The organism is Arthrobacter sp. J156, from assembly GCF_056172865.1.
The window spans coordinates 1,990,504-2,009,486 of the sequence record NZ_CM149650.1; the positions used below are offsets into that span (position 1 = coordinate 1,990,504).

The following is an 18,983-nucleotide window of genomic DNA, read 5'->3' on the forward strand; positions in this document are numbered from 1 at the left end:
TAGCAGGCGCACGCCCGGGCGGACAGCCCCCCCGGGCACTCATTGACCAATCCCAATCGCTCGTGGTTCACTGGGACGACACCCGTTGGACCCGAACAGAGGAGGACACGATGAGCGTCTTTGCCGTGCACCACGCCCGCACCGTCCTTCCCCTCACCCGGAGTTCAACCACCCATGAAGATCCCCGCTGACTTCCAGCACCCCGATTCCTTCGAATCCACCCTCCGCACCACCGACAGGACCGCGGACGACGACGGGGCCGCGCCCCGGCATCGTACCCGCCCGCCCCGGCCCGACCGGAGCGCCGAATGGAACGTCCTCGACGACGCCCTGGGCCCCGACCAGCGCTGGTCCACCTGGCCCGGACTCGAGAAGCTCATGCGCGGCCCCGCGCCCTACCCGGAGTTCGTCCTCGAGGACGCCGCCGCGATCGACACCGAGCTCGGCGTCCTGAAGACCGGCAAGGAGGCGGACGTGTTCCTGATCGAGCGCGCCACCGCCGAACGCCGCGCCATCCTGGCCGCCAAGCGCTACCGGACCCCGGAACAGCGGCTCTTCCACCGCTCCTCCGCCTACAACGAGGGCCGCTCGGTCAGGCGCTCCCGCGACGCGCGCGCCCTGAAGACCGGCAGCAGCTACGGCCGCCTCGTGGAGGCCGGGCGCTGGGCCTCCTCCGAGTGGAACTACCTGCGGATGGCGTTCGAGGCCGGCGCGCCCGTGCCCTATCCCGTGCAGATCTGCGGCACCGAGATCCTCATGGAGTTCATCGAGGATCCGGAGGTCCCGGGGGCAGCGGCCCCGCGCCTGCAGCAGACCACCCCGGACGCCGCCCGTCTGGCCGGGTACTGGGAGCAGCTGCTCGAGGCCATGCGCGCGTTCGCGCGGCTCGGGTTCGCCCACGGCGACCTCTCCCCCTACAACGTCCTGGCCGCCGGCGACCGGCTCGTGGTGATCGACCTGCCGCAGTTCGTGGACCTGGCCGGGAACACGCAGGGCATGGAGCTGCTCGCCCGGGACTGCCGCACGATGTGCGGCTGGTTCGCCGCGCGCGGACTGGAGCACGATCCCGAGGAGCTGTTCGGCGAGCTCGTCGCCTCCGCCTGGTAGCCGGCTGCGGGCGCGGCACTCCTCGCCGGCACGGCCTGCCCGGCGCTCCCGCCTACAGGGTGCGCCGGGCGGCCTCGGCCAAGCGGTTCATGAGCCGATGCAACGAGGCCAGCTCCTCGACGGACATGCCGAGGCGGCGCATCATCTCCACCGGAACGCGCTCGGCGTCGCGGCGCAGCGCGATTCCCGCAGCCGTGGGGACCACCGCGAGGGCGCGCCCGTCCTCGGGGCGGCGCTTGCGCTCCACGTATCCGGAGGCCTCCAACCGCTTGAGCAGCGGGGACAACGTTCCCGGATCAAGCTGGAGGCGCTCGCCCAGCTCCCTCAACGTGAGCGGGGACTCCCCCCACAGCGCGAGCATCACCAGGTATTGCGGATGCGTCAGTCCCAGCGGATCCAAAACCGGCCGATAGGCGGCCACGACGTTCCTCGACGCCACGGACAGCGCGAAACACAACTGGCGTTCCAGCGCCAGGTCGTCCACGCGTTCCTCTTCCACCGTCATTCCGCCTCCCGTCGAGCGCACGTTCCCATCGTCCCATCGATTGGCCCTCCGGATGTCGTCGAGCTATTTACTTTGCGCACAAATGATTTGTGTACAATCTATTGTTGGAGGAGCGCCTGATGCGCCCCTCGAGCCGACTCTCCAGCGAGGAACCGATGACCCCCAACCCGGACACCCCCCTGCCCATCGTCACGGACACGACGGGGCTCACCCGCGGCTACCGGGTCCGCTGGCGGCTGCAGTACCTGGGCTTCTCGATCTTCGGACCGGCAGACCAGCGCATCGAGAACAGCCCCAAGGAGCGCCTGAAGCTGGAGCGGGCGCGCAAGGTCCTCCGCGCCTACGAAGAGCTCGGGCAGCCAGCGCCGGACGAGGTGGTGGAGACGGCCCGGAGGTTCTAGCCTCCGCGCGGTCGGGACGTCGCCGCCGGGTCACCCCTCCTCCGCGGCGTGCGGCGCGAGCTCCCAGCGCCGCAGCGGCCCGAGCCGTTCCAGGAACGCGTCGTCGTGGCTCACCACCACAAGCGCCCCGGCGTAGGCGCCCAGCGCGGAGACGAGCTGGTCCACGGAGACCGGGTCCAGGTTGTTGCAGGGCTCGTCGAGCAGGAGCAGTTGCGGCGACGGGTCCGCGAGAAGGATCCGGGCCAGGGCCACCCTGAACCGCTCCCCTCCGGAGAGCTGTCCGGACGGCTGCTCCACACGGGCGCCGCGGAAGTGGAAGCGGGCGAGCTGCTCGCGCACGGCCCCGGGCGGCGCACCGGGTGCCGCCGCGCGGACGGTGTCCAGCACGCTCGCCTCGTCGTCGAGCCCCGCCCACTCCGCGCCTGCACCGCGCACGGCCCCGCCAGCGTCTGGGACGACGGCGTCGATCCGCTGCCGCAGGTACCCGAACGGGACGGCGGCCGCGCCGGCGAGCGCGGCCAGCAGCGTCGTCTTCCCGCTCCCGTTCCGGCCGGTCAGGGCCACCCGCTCCGGTCCGCGCAGCACCAGGCGGGCGCCGGGCGGAAGGGGAGCCCCGTCGTCGTACACCACCGCCGACGGCAGTGGCGTCACGGCGGCGTCGAGGACGGTCCGCCCGACCGGCACCCGGGTTCCCGGCAGCTCGATCCGGATCGCGGCGTCCTCCGGCACCGCGTCGCGAGCCTCCTGCAGCCCGCGCGCGGCGTCCGCCTCGCGGGAGCCCTGGAGGCCGCGCATCTTCCCGGCGCTCTCCTCGGCCCGCTTGCGCAGCTCGTTCGCCAGGATCTTCGGCAGCGACTCGCCGGCCTGGCGGCCCTGCCGGGCCCGCCGGGCGATCTTGGTCTCCGCCTCGATCCGCTGCCGCTTCTCGGCGGCCAGGGCCGCGGCGGCGTCGCGGACGCGGTGTTCCGCGAGGTCCCGCTCGGCCTCCCGGACCGCGAGGTAGTGGTCCCAGTCGCCGCCGTGGTGGACGAGCCGGACGGCGCCGTGCGCGGCCGCCGGGCCGTCCGGACGGAGCTCGGCGATGGCGTCCACCCGGCGCAGGAGCTCGGCGTCGTGGCTCGAGACCAGCACGGTGCCCTTCCAGCGCTCGATCGCGGCGTAGAGGCGGTGCCGGGCCTCGCGGTCGAGGTTGTTGGTGGGCTCGTCGAGCAGGGTGATGGGCCGCCCGGCGAGCTCGAGTCCGGCGAGCGCGGCGATCATCGCCTCGCCCCCGGAGAGCGTGCCGACGGTGCGGTCCAGGAACTCCGGTCCGGTCGCGGGCAGCCCGTAGGAGGCGAGGGCGGCAACGGCCCGTTCCTCGATGTCCCAGTCGTCGCCGACGGCCTCGAGGTTCGCCTCGAAGCCCTCCTCGCGCCCGGCGAGCACGGCGTGGAGGGCGCGGCGGACGCCCTCGATGTCGGCCAGCGAGGCCACGGTGCGCTCCGTGTCGAGGGTCAGTCGCTGGGGCAGGTACGACGCCGGCGCCTGGGTCCGCGCGCGGCCGGCCGTGGGTGCCAGCTCGCCGGCGACGAGCCGCAGCAGGGTGGTCTTGCCCGTGCCGTTGGGCCCGACGATTCCGGTGCGGCCGCCGGAGAACACGGCATCGAGGTCGGTGAAGACGGGGCGGCCGTCGGGCCAGGCGAATCCGAGGCCGCTCAGGACGACCGGGGCGCCGGCGGTACGCGGCGGCGGGGCCGGGCGGTCCACCGTCCGTGCGGCGCCGTCAGCGAGCGGGTGGGGCGCGTGGGTGGCTGCATGGGGCGCGCGGGAAGGGTGGTGGTTGTGCTGCACGGGGTCTCCTCGGTACGGATGCACCGGAGGGCCGCCGGGCGGTGGTACCGCGGGCGGGGGCGACCGGTGCCGGTCAGTGACGGGCGTGCAACGTCTTCAACGGTTTTCCCAACCTCGGGGACAGGACACCTCCAGCGTCGCGCATCCGATTGGCCTTTGTCAATCGGATGCGGCCATAGCGCGCCCGTACAGGGCGCCGCAACCCCGGAACGTAAAGCGTGAAGAAGATTACATTATTTGTATTAGGGATGCCGCGCGTGCCTTTAATGTCGGCGTATTAGGCAAGGCTTACTTGATGCGTCAAGAACCTCGCCGTTGCTCCCCATCCCCCAGGAGAGACGCATGTCCACCCACACTCGCACGCCCGACTCCCCGTTGGCGCCCACGCCCGGTGCCCCGCTGGCGCCCACGTCCGGGTCCCTCGCCGACGCCCTGCTCTGCGCCGAGACCGCCCACCGCTTCGTCGCCGAGTCCGGCGCCGCCACCCTCGCGGCGGCCGCGGCGATCGCGATCGCCGCCGGGCCCACGACCGGCCCGCGGCCCGAGACGCTCACGGCGCGCATCGACGCCGTCGACCTGTCCGCCCCGCTCGGCAGCACCGCCGCCGCGCTCGCCGAGTCGGCGGACCTGTACCTGCGCGACGCCGTCTACTTCCACCATCCGCGCTACGCGGCGCACTTGAACTGCCCCGTGGCGATCCCCGCCGTGGCCGCGGAGGCCGTGGTCACGTCCCTGAACAGCTCCATGGACACGTGGGACCAGAGCGCCGGCGCCACGCTCATCGAACGCCGGCTCGTGGACTGGGCCGCCGGGCTCGCCGGGCTCGGCGCCGACGCGGACGGGATCTTCACGAGCGGCGGCACGCAGTCCAACGTCCAGGCGCTGCTGATGGCCCGCAACCGGGCCGTCGCGGGCCTGTCCGGACGCCTGCCCGAGCGCCTCGCGGACCTGCGGATCTACGCGTCCGCGGACAGCCACTTCAGCATCCGCCGCGCCGCCTCGATGCTCGGCCTCGGGGACGACGCCGTGACGGCCGTCCCCGTCGACGCGCAGCACCGCATGGACGCCGAGGCCCTCGGCGCCGCCCTCGCCCGCGGCGAGCAGGAGGGGACGCGCGCCCTCGCCGTCGTCGCGACCGCCGGCACCACCGACTTCGGTGCGGTGGACCCGCTGCGCGAGTCCGCGGCCCTGGCCCGGGCCTACGGCGCGTGGTTCCACGTCGACGCCGCCTACGGTTGCGGGCTTCTGGCCTCCGAGCGGCACCGGGGCATGCTCACGGGCATCGAGGCCGCCGACTCCGTGACCCTGGACTTCCACAAGTCCTTCTTCCAGCCGATCGGATCCAGCGCCCTGCTGGTGCGCGACCGGGCCGACTTCGCCCACATCACCCACTACGCCGAGTACCTCAACCCGGCAGCGGAGGCCGGGGCGGCGCCGAACCAGGTCGACAAGTCGCTGCAGACCACCCGCCGCTTCGACGCGTTCAAGCTCTGGGTGACGTTGCGGTCCCTGGGCACGCAGGCCATCGGCACGCTCTTCGATGTCCTGCTCGAGACCGCCTCCGCGGCCGGCGAGCGCGTCCGGTCCGAGGAGCTCCTCGAACTCGCGGCTCCGGTCCAGCTCAGCACGGTCGTCTTCCGCTACGCCCCGCCGGGGCTCGGCGAGGAGGCCACGGACCGGCTCAACGACGCCGTCCGCGCCTCGCTCTACGCCTCCGGCGAGGCGATGGTCGCCGCGACCACGGTCGACGGCCGCCGCCACCTCAAGCTCACGCTGCTCAATCCGCGCACCACGGCCGACGACGTCGACGCGATCCTCGACGCCGTGCTCGCCCACGGCGCCCTCCTGGCGCGGGGCGCCGATCCTGCCGCCGCACCCGCTGCCCCTGCCACGGACGGGGGCCGGGCATGAGCGCCGCACGCATCCTCGACGCGGCCGGCATCGGCGCCGGACCGTTCAACCTGGGCTTCGCGGCCCTGGCCGGCTCCGTTCCGGGGCTCGACGTGCAGGTCTTCGAGGCCGCCGAGGGGATCGACTGGCACCCGGGCATGATGCTCGAGGGCACGCACCTGCAGGTCCCCTTCATGGCGGACCTCGTGACGATGGCCGATCCCACCCACCCGCTGTCCTTCCTCGCCTTCCTGAAGGACACGGGCCGCCTCTACCCGTTCTACATCCGCGAGGACTTCTACCCGCTGCGCGCCGAGTACAACCGCTACCTGCGCTGGGCGGCCTCCCGCCTGCCGGCGGTGCGCTTCGGCCACCGGGTCGCCGGCTGCTCCCACGACGGCGCCTCCTACGTCCTCGAGCTCGCCACGGCCGACGGCCCGCGGAGCATCCGGGCCCGGAGCCTGGTCCTCGGCACGGGCACGCAGCCGCACGTCCCGTCCGTGGTCTCCCCCGCGGCGCTCGCCTCCGGCGCCGCGTTCCACACCTCCGAATACCGCGCACGACGCCGGGGCCTGGCGTCCGCGCGCCGGATCGCCGTCGTCGGCTCCGGGCAGAGCGCCGCGGAGGTCTTCGCGGAACTGCTGGCCGGGCTCGGCCCGGGGCAGGAGCTCGCGTGGGTGACGCGCTCGGAGCGCTTCTTCCCGCTCGAGTACACCAAGCTCACCCTCGAGATGACCTCGCCCGAGTACATCGACCACTTCCACGGGCTCCCGCAGGGCACCCGCGACCGCCTCGCCGCCGGCCAGAAGGGCCTCTTCAAGGGGATCAACGCGGAGCTGGTCAACCACATCCACGAGCTGCTCTACCAGCGCAGCGTCGACGGGGCCGCCGGCGTGCGGCTCATGGCCTCCACGGCCCTCGAATCGCTCGAGCCGGGCCCGGGCGGGCTGCGCCTGGCGCTGCGGAACCAGGACGACGGCGGGGCGCACGCCCTGGGCGCGGACGCCGCGGTGCTCGCGACGGGCTACTCCTACCGCGAGCCGGAGTTCCTGGCCGGGATCGGGGAGCGGATCCGGCGGCTGCCGGACGGGCGGCTCGACGTGGACCGCGGCTACTCGGCCGGCGTCCACGGGGACGTCCTGGTGCAGAACGCCGAGCTGCACACGCACGGCTTCACCGCCCCGGACCTCGGCATGGGCGCCTACCGCAACTCCGTGATCCTCAACCGCCTCGCCGGGCGGGAGCACTTCGCGGTGGAGCGCCGGATCGCCTTCCAGGAGTTCGGCACGCCGGTCGACGCCGCGCCCGACCCCCTTGAATCCCTCGACTTCGACCTCCAGGAGGCCACCCGATGACCAGCAGCACGCTCGAGCACGCCGCGCCGGACACCCCGGGCCCCGCCGTCGATCCGGTGACGGCGGCCGGATCCGCACCGTCCCCCCACGCCACGCCGCCCGCGGCCGGCGCCTTCCGAGCCGTCGACCCCGACGCCGACGCGGCCCTGCTGCACGCGTGGATCGCCACGGAGCACGCCCGCTTCTGGGGCATGCCCCAGGCGTCCGTGGACGAGGTCCGCGCGGAGTACCGGCGGATCGACGCCGACCCCCACCACCACGCCCTGATCGGGCGCCTGGACGGGGCCGACGCCTTCCTCCTGGAGCGCTACCGCCCGGAACGCTCTCCCCTCGCCGGCCGCTACGCATGGCGCGACGGCGACGCGGGACTGCATCTCCTGCTCCCCGCCCCCGGCGACGCGCCGGTCGCCGGCTTCAGCGAACGGGCCATGAGGGCCTCCCTCGAGCACGTGTTCGCGGACCCGGGCGTGCTGCGCGTCGTCGTCGAGCCCGACGCCCGGAACACCGCCGTGCAGGCGCTCAACGCCCGCCTCGGCTTCCGGCCCCTCGAGCGGATCGAGCTCCCGGCCGCCGACGGGCAGCCGGCCAAGCGCGCCCTGCTCTCGCTGTGCACGCGGGACGGCTTCGCCGCCGCGACGCGCGGACCGTCCACCCTCGCCGCCCACCTCGACCCGCAGCGCTGGGCCGCCGCCAACCGCCACGTCGTCGCCAAGGCCATCGCCGAGTTCAGCCACGAACGCCTCCTTGAACCGGTCCCCGCGGACGCCTCCCCCGCGACCGCCGCGCCCACGGCTCCCGGCACCCCGGGCCCCGGCGGCACCCGGAGGGCTGCCCCGGCGTCGGAATGGGTCCTGGAGTCCGGCCCGCACCGCTACCGCTTCGCCGCCACGCGGCACGCCCTGGACCATTGGCGCGTCGACCCCGCGAGCCTGGTGCACGAGGACGGCGCCGGGCCGGCGGACGTCGACGCGCAGGAGTTCGTGGTGCGGTTCCAGTCGGCGCTCGGGATCGCGGACGAGCAGCTGCCCACCTACCTCGAAGAGATCGGCAGCACGTTGTCCAGCCACTGCTACAAGCAGCTGCACTCCACGGCCACGGCCGCGGAGCTCGCGGCCGGGTCCGGGGATCCCGTCGCCGACTTCCAGCGGATCGAGGCCGCGATGACGGAGGGGCACCCCTGCTTCGTGGCCAACAACGGCCGGATCGGGCTCGGCGCCGACGACTACCTGGACTACGCGCCCGAGGCCGGCGCCGCCGTCGTGCTGGACTGGCTCGCGATCCACCCCTCCCGCGGCCGCTACACCGCCGTGGCCGGGCTGGACCACCGGGCCCTGCTCGCCGAGGAGCTCGGGCGGGACACGCTCGCGGCGTTCGACGCCGTCCTGCGCCGCGCGCTCGCCGGGACGGGGCACGACGCGTCCAATTATCTCTACCTCCCCGTGCACCCGTGGCAGTGGCGGAACAAGCTCGCGGTGGCGTTCGCGAACGACGTCGCCCGCCGCCACCTCGTGCATCTGGGATCCGGGAGGGACCTTCACCAGCCGCAGCAGTCCATCCGCACGTTCTTCAACCGCTCCGCGCCCGGGAAGCGCTACGTCAAGACGGCCCTGTCCGTGCTGAACATGGGCTTTATGCGCGGCCTCTCCGCGCAGTACATGGAGGCCACCCCGGCCATCAACGCATGGCTGCAGGGGATCGTGGACGCGGATACCGAGCTGGCGGAGCGCGGCGTGGAACTGCTCCAGGAGGTCGCGGCGGTCGGCTACGAGAACCCGCTGTTCCAGGCGGCGACGACGAGCGGCTCGCCCTACCGCAAGATGCTCGCGGCCCTGTGGCGCGAGTCCCCTGCCGACCGGTTGGGCCCGGACGAGTCGCCGGCCACGATGGCCTCGCTCCTCCACGTGGACCACGAGGGCCGGTCCCTCGCCGCGGCGCTCGTCCGGCGCTCGGGGCTCGAGCCGGCCGAGTGGATCGCCCGCTACCTCGACGCCTACCTCGTCCCGCTCGTGCACTGCCTCATCGCGTACGACCTGGCGTTCATGCCGCACGGCGAGAACGTCATCCTGGTGCTGCGGGACGGGGTCCCCGTGCGCGTGCTGCACAAGGACCTCGCCGAGGAAGTCGCCGTGCTCGGGGACCGGATGCCCCTTCCGGAGGCGGTTGAGCGGATCCGCGTCGACGCGCCCGACGAGGAACGCCCCATGACGATCTTCACCGATGTCCTCGACTGCTTCCTGCGCTTCCTCGCCCCACTGCTCGCGGCCGAGGGGCTCCTGGACGAGGAGGAGTTCTGGGGCGTCGCGCGGGGGCGCCTGCTGGCCTACCGCGACCGGCACCCGGAGCTGGCCGCGGAGTTCGACGCGCTCGGGCTGTTCGCCCCGGAGTTCCGCTTGTCCTGCCTGAACCGCCTGCAGCTGCGCAACAACCAGCAGATGCTCGACCTGGCGGACACGGTCGGCGGCCTCGTCTACGCGGGGACGCTGCGCAACCCGCTGGCCCCGCCCGTGCAGTAGCGGAGCGGGCCTCAGCCGGCCGGTTCCCCGGCAGCCCGGCCGGAGGCCCCGCCGGCGAGCGCGGCCAGGAGCGTGGCCTCGTCCTGCGGGGCGAGTCCCGCTCCGGCCGCCGCGGGCACCACGGCCCCGGCCGCGGCGTCGTCCTCCAGGATGTCCGCGAACGTCTCGGCGAGCGGGCGCCGAACCAGGCCCCAGCGCAGGGCGCGGGCGTCGTCGCGGCGCGCGAAGCCCGCGTACTCCGGGGTGGGCAGCAGCACGAGCGGGAGGGAGCGCGGGCCCGCCCACGCGTCGACGCCGTCCCGCTCCATCCGCTCCACCGGGTAGCCCGCGGTGGGGCCCGCGTAGCCGGCGGCGCTCGCGGCACTGGCGAGGACGTCGCCGAGCGGCATGGCCGCGCCGACCGCGTTCACCGGGCCTCCGCGCCCCGCCAGGCCGGCCTCGAGGATGAAGGCCGCGAGGTCTCGCACGTCGACGATCTGCACGGAGCCGGGGGCGGCGGAATCGTCCGGCACCAAGACCGGACCCGCCGTGCCGTCCTTCTCGGCGGCGGCATCGCGGGCCGCGGCGAAGCGGCGGGGCCAGTACGTGCTCCGTCCGGACGGGTCCCCCGGGCCGCCGATGAGGCCCGCGCGGACCAGCAGGGCGGCGTTGCCGCGGCTCGCCACGGTCAGCCACTCGCATCCCGCCTTCGCCTCTCCGTAGAGCGCGTCCGCGTACTCCTCGGTCGAGGCGAGGGCCGGCAGCAGCGGCGCGTTCTCGTCGGCGCCCGGAACGGACTGCTGCGCGTAGACGGAGCAGGAGGAGACGAAGGCCCAGTGCGCGGCGTCGGGCGAGAGCGCCTCGACCGCGGAGCGCGCGTAGGCGGGGAAGCGCGTCAACTCGACCACCAGGTCCCACGGCCGGCCGGCCACCGCGGCGTAGGCGCCGGAGGTGTCGCGGTCGGCGCGCACCGCCTCGGTCCCGGGCTCGAAGGCGTCGGAACCGCGGGCCAGGCAGGCCACGGCGTGGCCCTGCCGGAGGGCGGTGCGTACGAGGGTGCGTCCGAGCCAGCGCGTGCCGCCGAGGATGAGGATCTGGGCCATGCCGTCCAGCCAACTCCCCCGGGCGGCCATCTGGCAAGTGCGCCCCTCCGTCAGCGGCGCTCGAGGCGGTGGAGCAGCCCGGACCGGACCTGCTCCCACTCACCCGCGGTGACCGAGTAAACGCACGTGTCCCGCAGGGAGCCGTCCGCCATGCGCGTGTGCGCCCGGAGGACGCCGTCGAGCTTGGCGCCGAGCCGTTCGATCGCGGCGCGGGACTGGTGGTTCATCCAGTGCGTCCGGAATTCGACGGCGGGGCAGCCGAGGACCTCGAAGGCGTACGTGAGCAGCAGCAGCTTCGATTCGGCGTTGGTGCCCGTGCCGTGGGCGGAGGCGCGGTTCCAGGTGGAGCCGATCTCCACGCGCGGGAGTCCGCGGTCGATGTTCATGAACGTCGTCATGCCGAGCACCCCGCCGTCGGGCCGGCGGGCGGTGAAGGGCAGCATCGTGCCTTCCCGGTACAGGCCCAGGCGCCGCTCGATCTCGGCGGCCATGCCCTCCGGCGTCGGAACGGAGGTGTACCACAGGCGCCAGAGACCGCCGTCGCGCGCCGCGTCCACGAGGCCGTCGTGGTGGGCGTGGGAGAGCGGCTCGAGGACCACGAGCTCGCCGGACAGGGTGGGGATGGTCCAGTCGGTCATGCCCTCAGGCTACGACGCGGGCGGTCCGATGCCGGCCTTGGCGCGCACGGAGGCCAACTCGCGCTCCGTGAGTCCGTGCTGCCGGAGGTAGTCCTCGACGGCGAGCGCGTCGGCGAACTCCTCCAACACCTCCAGGCGCGGGACGAGCGCCTCGCGGAACTCGTCGTCGTCGAGGTGGCGCTCGTAGGGGTGCTTGACCGGGCTGATCCTGTGCCATTCGTTGATCCCGCGGGCGCCCGCCCGGTACTGCGGGACCACGAGGTCGCGGCGGCCGGCGAGGATCAAGAGCAGGGTCACGATCAGGCCCGTGCGGTCGCGCCCGGCCGAGCAGTGCAGCACGACGCCGCCCTCGGCCGCACCGAGGGCGCGGAAGACCTCCGCGATCTTGTCCGGGAAGTACTCGAGGTTCGCCGGGTAGTAGCGCGGGTGGCTCAGGTAGGGCCCGACGGCTTCCATAAAGCCCTCATGCGACTGGTCCTCCGTGGGCCGGTTGAGCACCTCGATGCCTTCCCAGGCCTCCGGGCCCACGACCGGATCACTGGGACGGCGCGTGCGCTCGGCCGGATGACGCAGGTCGATCACCGTGCGGATGCCGTCCCGGTGGGCCTGGCGCCAGCCCCGCCCGGTCAGCCACTCGCTGCGGCCCATGCGGTAGACGTCGCCGATCACGTGGCGTGCGTTGACGGCGCCCTCCCAGCGCATCTCCCGCCCCTCTCCGCGCGACTCCTCCATGGGAAACACCCTGCCACACCCCGACACCGCGCGGGCGGGTCGCGGGCCGGATCAGCTCCAGTCGAAGAAGCCCCGGCCGCTCTTGCGGCCGAGCTCGCCGCGGGCGACCTTGTCCTTGAGGATCTGCGGCGGCGCGAAGCGCTCCCCCAGCGTCGAGTGAAGGTACTCGGCGATGCCCAGGCGCACGTCCAGCCCCACGATGTCCGTGGTCCGCAGCGGCCCGGTGGGGTGCTTGTAGCCGAGGACCATCGCGTTGTCGATGTCCTCCGCGGACGCCACGCCCTCCTCGACCATCCGCATCGCCTCCAGGGCGATCGCGACGCCGAGCCGCGAAGACGCGAAGCCGGGGGCGTCATTGACCACCACGGCCGTCTTGCCCAACGCCCGCACCCAGCCCCTGGCCGCGTCCACGAGCTCCGGGCGGGTCCGCTTCCCGATGACGACCTCGATCAGCGTCGAGGCCGGGACCGGGTTGAAGAAATGCAGGCCCAGGAAGCCCCCGGGCCTCTCGAGCTCCTGGGCGAGCCCGGACACCGAAAGCGAGGACGTGTTCGAGGCCAGGACCGCGTCCGCATCCAGGTGCTCCTCGACCGCACGCAGCGAGGACACCTTCAGCTCCCACAGCTCCGGCACGGCCTCCACGACCAGGCCCCGGCCCGCGAAGTCCGCGTAGTCGACGGAGACCGTCAGCCGCGAGGCCATCTCGTCCAGGTTCCCGTCGACCGCGCCGCGCTCGATCGACGTCGCCGCCGAGGACTCCACGCGCTCGCGGGCCGCCTGCGCCGAGGCCTCGTCCCGCTCCACGACGACGACGTCGGCCCCGTTGACGAGGAACGCGTGCGCGATCCCGGCCCCCATGCGTCCGCCGCCGAGCACCCCGACCCTCGCCGGAAGCGCGTCCGGACGTTCGATGTTGCCCATGCCTAGTTCTCCTTCTTCGTCTGGCCGCTGCTCTTCTTGTCCAGGAACGCCTGCATGCGCTCGAACTTCGCCTCCGACTCGAACAGCATCCCCTGCGCGAGCGTGTCGATCACCGGGTGCGCCTCCCGCGGCGCGTGGAACACCGTCTTGGTGATCCGCACCGCGAGCGGGTCCTGGCGTCCGATCCGGTCCGCGAGCGCGTGCGCGGCCCCCAGCAGCTCGGGCCCCTCCACGAGCTCGGTCACGAGCCCCGCGGCCAGGCACTCCGCCCCGTCGAGGATCCTCCCGGCCAACAGGATCTCCTTCGCCAGCGGCTCGCCCACGAGCTCCTTGAGCCGCCACACCGCCCCGGCCGCGGCCATGATGCCCAGGCCCGTCTCCGGCTGGCCCATCCGCAGCGCGGGCGTACCGATCCGGAAGTCGGCCGCGAGCGCGAGCTCCGCGCCTCCGCCTAGGGCATAGCCGTCCAGCGCCGCGATCACGGGCATCGGCAGCCGCGCGATCCGGTTGAACACGGTCGAGTTGATCCCGGCCAGCGCGTCGTCGCGGCGCCGCTCACGCAACTGCGCGATGTCGGCGCCCGAGGCGAAGATCCCCTTCGCCCCGGTCTCCGGATCCGACGCCGTCCCGGCCAGGATCAGCACCTTCGGCACCGACTCGAGGTACGCGCACACCGCGTGCAGCTCATCGACCATCGCCCGGTCGATCGCGTTGCGGACCTCGGGCCGGTGCAGCCTCACGAGCAGGCGGTCCCCCACCTCCTCGACCCGCAGCGTCCCGAAGCCCGAGGCGTCCAGCCCGGCCCCGGCGTCGTACGCCGCGTCCTCCGGCGCCCCCACCTAGACCGACTCCACGAGCAGGGCCGAGCCCTGTCCCACGCCGACGCACATCGTCGCCAGTCCGAGGGAGCCGGCGGACGCCTCGCGCTCCAGGCGGCCGAGCAGCGTGATGACGATCCGCGAGCCGGAGGACCCGAGGGGGTGCCCGAGGGAGATCGCCCCGCCGTCGTTGTTCACGGTCCCCGCGTCCAGGCCGAGCTCGCGCATCGAGGCGAGGGACTGGGAGGCGAAGGCCTCGTTGAGCTCGACGGCGGCGAGCTCGCCGACCGTGCGGCCGGCGCGTTCGAGCGCCTTCCGCGACGCGGGCACGGGGCCGATGCCCATGATCTCCTGCGCGACGCCGGCGGAGGCCCCGTCGATGATCCGCGCCCGGGCGCGCAGCCCGTACTTGGCCACCGCGGCCTCGGAGGCCACGATGATGGCCGAGGCGCCGTCGTTCAGGGTCGAGGCGTTGCCCGCGGTGACCACGGAGCCGCCCTTCACGACGGGACGGAGCCCGGCCAGGACCTCGGCCGTGGTCCCGGGGCGCGGCCCCTCGTCGGTGTCGACGACGGTCTCGGCGCCCTTGCGGCCCTTGACCGTCACGGGCACGATCTCCTCGCGGAAGCGCCCCGCCTCGATCGCGGCCAGCGCCCTTTCATGGGAGCGGACCGCGAACGCGTCGCAGTCCTCGCGCGAGGTCCCGAACACGCGGGCGACCTCCTCGGCCGTCTCCGGCATCGAGAACACGGCCTTGCCGTCGCGGGAGAGCTCGCCGGAGAGGAACGCGGGGTTGGGGAAGCGCCAGCCGATCGAGGTGTCGTAGGAGGCCCCGGGCTTGGCGAACGCCGTGGCCGGCTTCTCCATGACCCACGGGGCGCGGGACATCGACTCGACGCCGCCGGCGACCACGATGTCCGCCGCGCCGGCCTTGACCATGTGGGAGGCCATCGTGATGGCGGACATCCCCGAGGCGCAGAGGCGGTTGACGGTGATGCCGGGGACGGTGTCGGGGAATCCGGCGAGCAGCCACGCCATGCGGGCCACGTTGCGGTTCTCCTCGCCGGCGCCGTTGGCGTTGCCGAGGATGACCTCGTCGACGAGGGCCGGGTCGATGCCGGCGCGTTCGACGGCGGCGCGCACGGTGAGGGCGGCGAGGTCGTCCGGGCGCACGCTGCTCAGCGAGCCCCCGTACCGTCCCACCGGGGTGCGGACCCCTCCGACCAGGAAGGCTTCGGCCATGTCACAACTCCTTTGTCCGGACGCCGCGCACGACCCGTCCAGCGGGGTGTGAAGGCACGGCGGCACGATTTACCGACCAATCGTTCACAAATAGATTCCCACCCCGCCGCCACCCCGGTCAACCCGCGGATCCGCTCCCCTCGAAAGCCCCACAGAAAAGGCGATGGTTTTGACGAAACAGTAAAGCCCTCGCTAACCTTGACGGCTGACCGATTCCGGGGCGACGCCCCGGATCGTGGACCGTCACTGCTGCGGGGCCCCACCGGGCCCGGCCAGGCATCCGGTCGACGCACGCTGAACGACCTTGGGAAGGCAGCCATGCCACCGGAAAACAGCAAGCACACCACTCCCGCCGCCCCCGAAGCGCAGGCGGCGGCCGCCATCGACTACAGCGAGGACATCGGGCCGGACACCGGCACCGTCGAGGGCCGCCGCGAGATCCGCAAGGCCACCGCCGCCTCCGCCATGGGCAACGCCACCGAGTGGTTCGACTACGGCGTCTACGCCGTCGCGGTCACGTACATCACCGCGCACTTCTTCCCCGCCGAGGGCGGCACCGCGATGGCGCTCGCGACGTTCGCCATCTCCTTCCTGGTCCGCCCCCTCGGTGGCCTGGTCTGGGGCCCGCTCGGCGACAAGCTCGGCCGCAAGACCATCCTCGCCGCCACCATCCTGCTGATGTCCGGCGCGACGTTCCTGATCGGCGTGCTGCCGACCTTCGAGGCGATCGGCATCTGGGCGCCGATCCTGCTGGTGCTGCTGCGCATGCTGCAGGGCTTCTCCACAGGCGGCGAATACGGCGGGGCGGCGACGTTCATGGCCGAGTACTCCCCCGACCGCAAGCGCGGCTTCTTCGGTTCGTTCCTCGAGTTCGGCACGCTCGGCGGCTTCGCCCTGGGCACGGCCGTGATGCTCGTGCTGCAGGTGGCGCTGAGCGACGAGGCCATGATGGAGTACGGCTGGCGCATCCCGTTCCTGCTGGCCCTGCCGATGGGCCTGATCGGCCTGTACCTGCGCTCCAAGCTCGAGGACACCCCCGTGTTCCAGGAGCTCGAAGAGCGCGGCGAGGTGGAGCAGGGCGGCAGCCTCAAGGCCCTCGTGGCCGAGTACTGGCGTCCCATGCTCGTGATGGCGGGCCTCGTGATCGCCCTGAACGTCGTGAACTACACCCTCATCAGCTACATGCCGACGTACCTCGAGCAGCAGCTCGGGCTCGAGGCGCAGTCCACGCTCGCGGTCATCCTCGTCGGCGAGGTCGCCATGATGGCGGTCATCCCGTTCGCCGGCGGGCTCTCGGACAAGATCGGGCGCAAGCCCATGTGGTACATCTCCCTGATCGGCCTGCTCGTGATGTCGCTGCCGATGTTCTGGCTCATGGGGCAGAGCTTCCTACTCGCCATGCTCGGCTTCGCCGTCCTGGGCCTGCTCTACATCCCGCAGCTCGCCACGATCACGGCGACGTTCCCGGCGATGTTCCCCTCCCACGTGCGCTTCGCCGGCTTCGCGATCACCTACAACCTCGCCACCGCGGTGTTCGGCGGCACTGCGGCGTACGTCAACGAGGCCGCCATCGGCGCAACGGGCAACCTCCTGTTCCCCGCGATGTACATGATGGGCGCCTGCGTGATCGGCCTCGTGGCCGTGAAGTTCATGCCGGAGACGGCCGGCGCCTCGCTCCGCGGCACCGAGATCCCGGACGCCGCCGAGACGGGCATCCTGGCGGACGACGCCGGGGCCGCACCCGTGCGCTAGCGCGGCGGCCCGGGGGCCCGTCCCCCGAAGCAGGACGACGGCGGGCGCCGGGTTCGGTGAACCCGGCGCCCGCCGTCGTCCTGTCCTCAGGCGAAGAAGTCGTTCGCGGGCTTGTTGCCGCGGACCTTCCGCCAGCCGAGCCACAGGGCCGCGGCGATCACGGGGATGCAGGCCACCGTGTACAGGCCCAGGCGGAACACCTCGCCCGTCACCGGATCGGTCATGGAGTCGAAGGCGATGAGCACGGTGATGACGAGGAGGCTGACGAGCCCCGCCCAACCGGTCCACGGCGAGCCCGGCATCGGCAGCGGCGAGACCCTGCCCCGGCGGCGGCGGAGCATGAGTTGGCACGCGAAGATCGAGCCCCACGTGAACAGGACGCCGATCGAGGCCGTGTTCAGGGCCAGGTCGAACGCGTAGGTGCCGCCGAGCCAGATGTTCAGCAGGATCCCGGCCAGGTAGACGCCGCCGACGGCGAGGATCGCCGCGTAGGGCACGTGGCGCTTGTTCATCCGGGCCAGCCACTGCGGGGCGTGGCCGTTGTTGGCCATGGCGCGGAAGATCCGGCCGATCGAGTAGAGGCCGGAGTTGCAGGAGCTCAGCGCGGCCGTGATGACCACGAAGTTCATGATGTCGCCGATCCAGCCCCAGCCGAGCTGCGCGAACACGGTGACGAACGGGCTCTCGCCGGCCTTGTACTGGTCCCACGGCAACAGCATGGCCAACAGCGTCACGGAGCCGACGTAGAACACGACGATCCGGAACACGACGGCGCGGATGGCGCGCGGCACCTCGCGGGCCGGGTCCTCCATCTCGCCCGCCGTGATGCCGACGAGCTCGATCGCGTTGTAGGCGAAGATCACGGCGTTGAGCACCAGGATGCAGACCAGGAAGCCGCGCGGGAACATCCCGCCGTCGGAGGCGAAGAGGTTGGAGACGGAGGCGGTGTGCTCGCCGATCCGCGTGTTCATGGCCACCATGACGGCGCCCGTGCCGAGGAAGAGCACGATCGCGGCGACCTTGAGGAAGGAGGCCCAGAACTCGAACTCGCCGAACGCCTTGGCGCTGAACAGGTTCACGGCCACGAGCAGGGCCAGTGCGCAGACGGCGGAGACCTCGATCGGCACCCCGGGGAAGAAGAAGCGGAAGTAGAGGCCGATCGCGATGAGTTCGGCGATGCCCGTCATGACCCAGTTCAGCACGTACATCCAGCCGGACAGGAAGGCGCCCTTGGGGCCGAAGAGCTCGCCCGCGTAACTGACGAACGAGCCCGAGGACTGCCGGTACATGATCAACTCGCCGAGGGCGCGCATCAGGAAGTAGGCGATGACGCCGGCGATCGCGTAGGAGAAGATCAGCGCCGGACCCGTGGAGGCGAGGCGGCCGCCCGCGCCCATGAACAGGCCGACGCCGATCGCGCCGCCCATCGCGATCATCTGGACGTGGCGGCGCGTCAGGGTCTTCTTGTAGCCCTCCGCGCTGACCGCAGCCTCGGCCGTGGAGGCGTGGTGCGGCCTGGGGTGTGGCGGGGGCGCAGCCTGGGTCGTGTGGTCGGGGTGGGACACACGGACTCCTTCCGGGATCCGGGCACATCGATGTGGCCGGGCGTTTCGAGGGGACGTAACAGTGTAGGACCCCGGTCCGGGGCACTGGTTAATCGGCCTTGTCAGCACACCTTCGCGGCCCTTTACGGGTGGCCCACCGCACCGTAGGGTGGCCAGCGACGATTCCCCGAGCAAGGAGCAGGCCATGGGCTTCCATCTCCAGACCACCGTCGATTCCGCCGATCCACACGCGCAGGCCGAATGGTGGGCCGAGACGCTCGGGTGGAGCGTCGAGCCGACCGAGGAGGCCTTCATCCGGCGGATGATCGAGGAGGGCCACGCGGGCGAGGACGACACCCGGGTCTTCAAGGGGCAGCTCGTCTGGAAGGACGGCGCCGCGATCTGCCCCACGGAACAGCTCGGACAGAAGCCGCGCCAGCGCATCCTGTTCCAGCTGGTCCCGGAGCCGAAGACCGTGAAGAACCGCGTGCACTGGGACATCAACCTCACCGAGGCGGACACGGACAAGGAATCGCTGCGCACGGGCCTCGAGGCGCGCGGGGCCCGCTTCCTCTACGAGGCCCATCAGGGGCCGTTCACCTGGTTCACCATGGCCGACCCGGAGGGCAACGAGTTCTGCTTCGGCTGAATCC

16 protein-coding genes are annotated in these 18,983 nt (G+C 72.6%); 7 read left to right on the plus strand and 9 right to left on the minus strand.

All coding sequences use genetic code 11. The annotated features are described in order from the left end of the window. Window positions 1–174: 174 nt before the first annotated feature. Window positions 175–1,107, plus strand: coding sequence for a serine protein kinase RIO (locus AC0QR5_RS09035; RefSeq protein ID WP_329861598.1), 933 nt, complete (start codon window positions 175–177; stop codon window positions 1,105–1,107). Between the two features lie 52 nt (window positions 1,108–1,159). Here AC0QR5_RS09035 and AC0QR5_RS09040 read toward each other — a convergent pair whose 3' ends face one another. Then, entirely contained in the window at window positions 1,160–1,612 is a 453-nt protein-coding gene (locus AC0QR5_RS09040) for a MarR family winged helix-turn-helix transcriptional regulator (RefSeq protein WP_329861599.1), read from the minus strand. Between the two features lie 104 nt (window positions 1,613–1,716). Between AC0QR5_RS09040 and AC0QR5_RS09045 the strand changes: the two genes are divergently transcribed. Then, window positions 1,717–2,013 carry a hypothetical protein gene (locus AC0QR5_RS09045; RefSeq protein WP_329861600.1) on the plus strand — a complete coding sequence of 99 codons (297 nt, stop codon included), beginning with the start codon at window positions 1,717–1,719 and terminating at the stop codon, window positions 2,011–2,013. Window positions 2,014–2,043: 30 nt separating this feature from the next. On the opposite strand, the gene AC0QR5_RS09050 is transcribed toward AC0QR5_RS09045, so the two are convergent. Continuing rightward, window positions 2,044–3,843, minus strand: coding sequence for an ATP-binding cassette domain-containing protein (locus AC0QR5_RS09050; RefSeq protein ID WP_329861602.1), 1,800 nt, complete (start codon window positions 3,841–3,843; stop codon window positions 2,044–2,046). Window positions 3,844–4,185: 342 nt separating this feature from the next. Here AC0QR5_RS09050 and AC0QR5_RS09055 point away from each other — a divergent pair, with 342 nt between their 5' ends. The 3 genes from AC0QR5_RS09055 to AC0QR5_RS09065 are packed head-to-tail and all read left to right on the plus strand — an operon-like array spanning window position 4,186 to window position 9,601. After that, on the plus strand, window positions 4,186–5,754 hold the full coding sequence (locus AC0QR5_RS09055) for a pyridoxal phosphate-dependent decarboxylase family protein (protein WP_430970719.1): 1,569 nt from the start codon (window positions 4,186–4,188) through the stop codon (window positions 5,752–5,754). Further along, window positions 5,751–7,088 carry a lysine N(6)-hydroxylase/L-ornithine N(5)-oxygenase family protein gene (locus AC0QR5_RS09060; RefSeq protein WP_329861604.1) on the plus strand — a complete coding sequence of 446 codons (1,338 nt, stop codon included), beginning with the start codon at window positions 5,751–5,753 and terminating at the stop codon, window positions 7,086–7,088. Before AC0QR5_RS09055 ends, AC0QR5_RS09060 begins: the two co-directional genes overlap by 4 nt. Further along, window positions 7,085–9,601, plus strand: a complete 2,517-nt coding sequence (locus AC0QR5_RS09065; protein ID WP_329861606.1) for a GNAT family N-acetyltransferase — start codon at window positions 7,085–7,087, stop codon at window positions 9,599–9,601. Before AC0QR5_RS09060 ends, AC0QR5_RS09065 begins: the two co-directional genes overlap by 4 nt. Before the next feature lie 11 nt (window positions 9,602–9,612). Here AC0QR5_RS09065 and AC0QR5_RS09070 read toward each other — a convergent pair whose 3' ends face one another. The 6 genes from AC0QR5_RS09070 to AC0QR5_RS09095 are packed head-to-tail and all read right to left on the minus strand — an operon-like array spanning window position 9,613 to window position 15,034. Next, complete coding sequence (locus tag AC0QR5_RS09070) at window positions 9,613–10,683, minus strand: Rossmann-fold NAD(P)-binding domain-containing protein (protein ID WP_329861608.1); 1,071 nt, start codon at window positions 10,681–10,683, stop codon at window positions 9,613–9,615. 50 nt (window positions 10,684–10,733) lie between these two features. Continuing rightward, complete coding sequence (locus AC0QR5_RS09075) at window positions 10,734–11,321, minus strand: GNAT family N-acetyltransferase (RefSeq protein WP_329861609.1); 588 nt, start codon at window positions 11,319–11,321, stop codon at window positions 10,734–10,736. A gap of 9 nt (window positions 11,322–11,330) precedes the next feature. Continuing rightward, window positions 11,331–12,053 (minus strand): tyrosine-protein phosphatase, encoded by a 723-nt coding sequence (locus AC0QR5_RS09080; protein WP_329861610.1) that lies wholly within the window; start codon window positions 12,051–12,053, stop codon window positions 11,331–11,333. Between the two features lie 51 nt (window positions 12,054–12,104). Beyond that, window positions 12,105–12,974 carry a 3-hydroxyacyl-CoA dehydrogenase family protein gene (locus AC0QR5_RS09085; protein ID WP_329861611.1) on the minus strand — a complete coding sequence of 290 codons (870 nt, stop codon included), beginning with the start codon at window positions 12,972–12,974 and terminating at the stop codon, window positions 12,105–12,107. Window positions 12,975–12,976: 2 nt separating this feature from the next. Beyond that, window positions 12,977–13,813, minus strand: coding sequence for an enoyl-CoA hydratase/isomerase family protein (locus AC0QR5_RS09090; protein ID WP_329861612.1), 837 nt, complete (start codon window positions 13,811–13,813; stop codon window positions 12,977–12,979). Beyond that, window positions 13,814–15,034, minus strand: a complete 1,221-nt coding sequence (locus AC0QR5_RS09095) for an acetyl-CoA C-acyltransferase (RefSeq protein WP_329861613.1) — start codon at window positions 15,032–15,034, stop codon at window positions 13,814–13,816. It lies immediately after the preceding gene. 318 nt (window positions 15,035–15,352) lie between these two features. Between AC0QR5_RS09095 and AC0QR5_RS09100 the strand changes: the two genes are divergently transcribed. Beyond that, window positions 15,353–16,786 (plus strand): MFS transporter, encoded by a 1,434-nt coding sequence (locus AC0QR5_RS09100; protein ID WP_329861614.1) that lies wholly within the window; start codon window positions 15,353–15,355, stop codon window positions 16,784–16,786. Between the two features lie 86 nt (window positions 16,787–16,872). Here the strand turns inward: AC0QR5_RS09100 and AC0QR5_RS09105 are convergent, their stop codons facing one another. Continuing rightward, entirely contained in the window at window positions 16,873–18,351 is a 1,479-nt protein-coding gene (locus AC0QR5_RS09105) for an amino acid permease (protein WP_329861615.1), read from the minus strand. Between the two features lie 184 nt (window positions 18,352–18,535). On the opposite strand from AC0QR5_RS09105, the gene AC0QR5_RS09110 reads away from it, so the two are divergent. Then, window positions 18,536–18,979, plus strand: coding sequence for a VOC family protein (locus AC0QR5_RS09110; RefSeq protein ID WP_329861616.1), 444 nt, complete (start codon window positions 18,536–18,538; stop codon window positions 18,977–18,979). Window positions 18,980–18,983 lie beyond the last annotated feature (4 nt).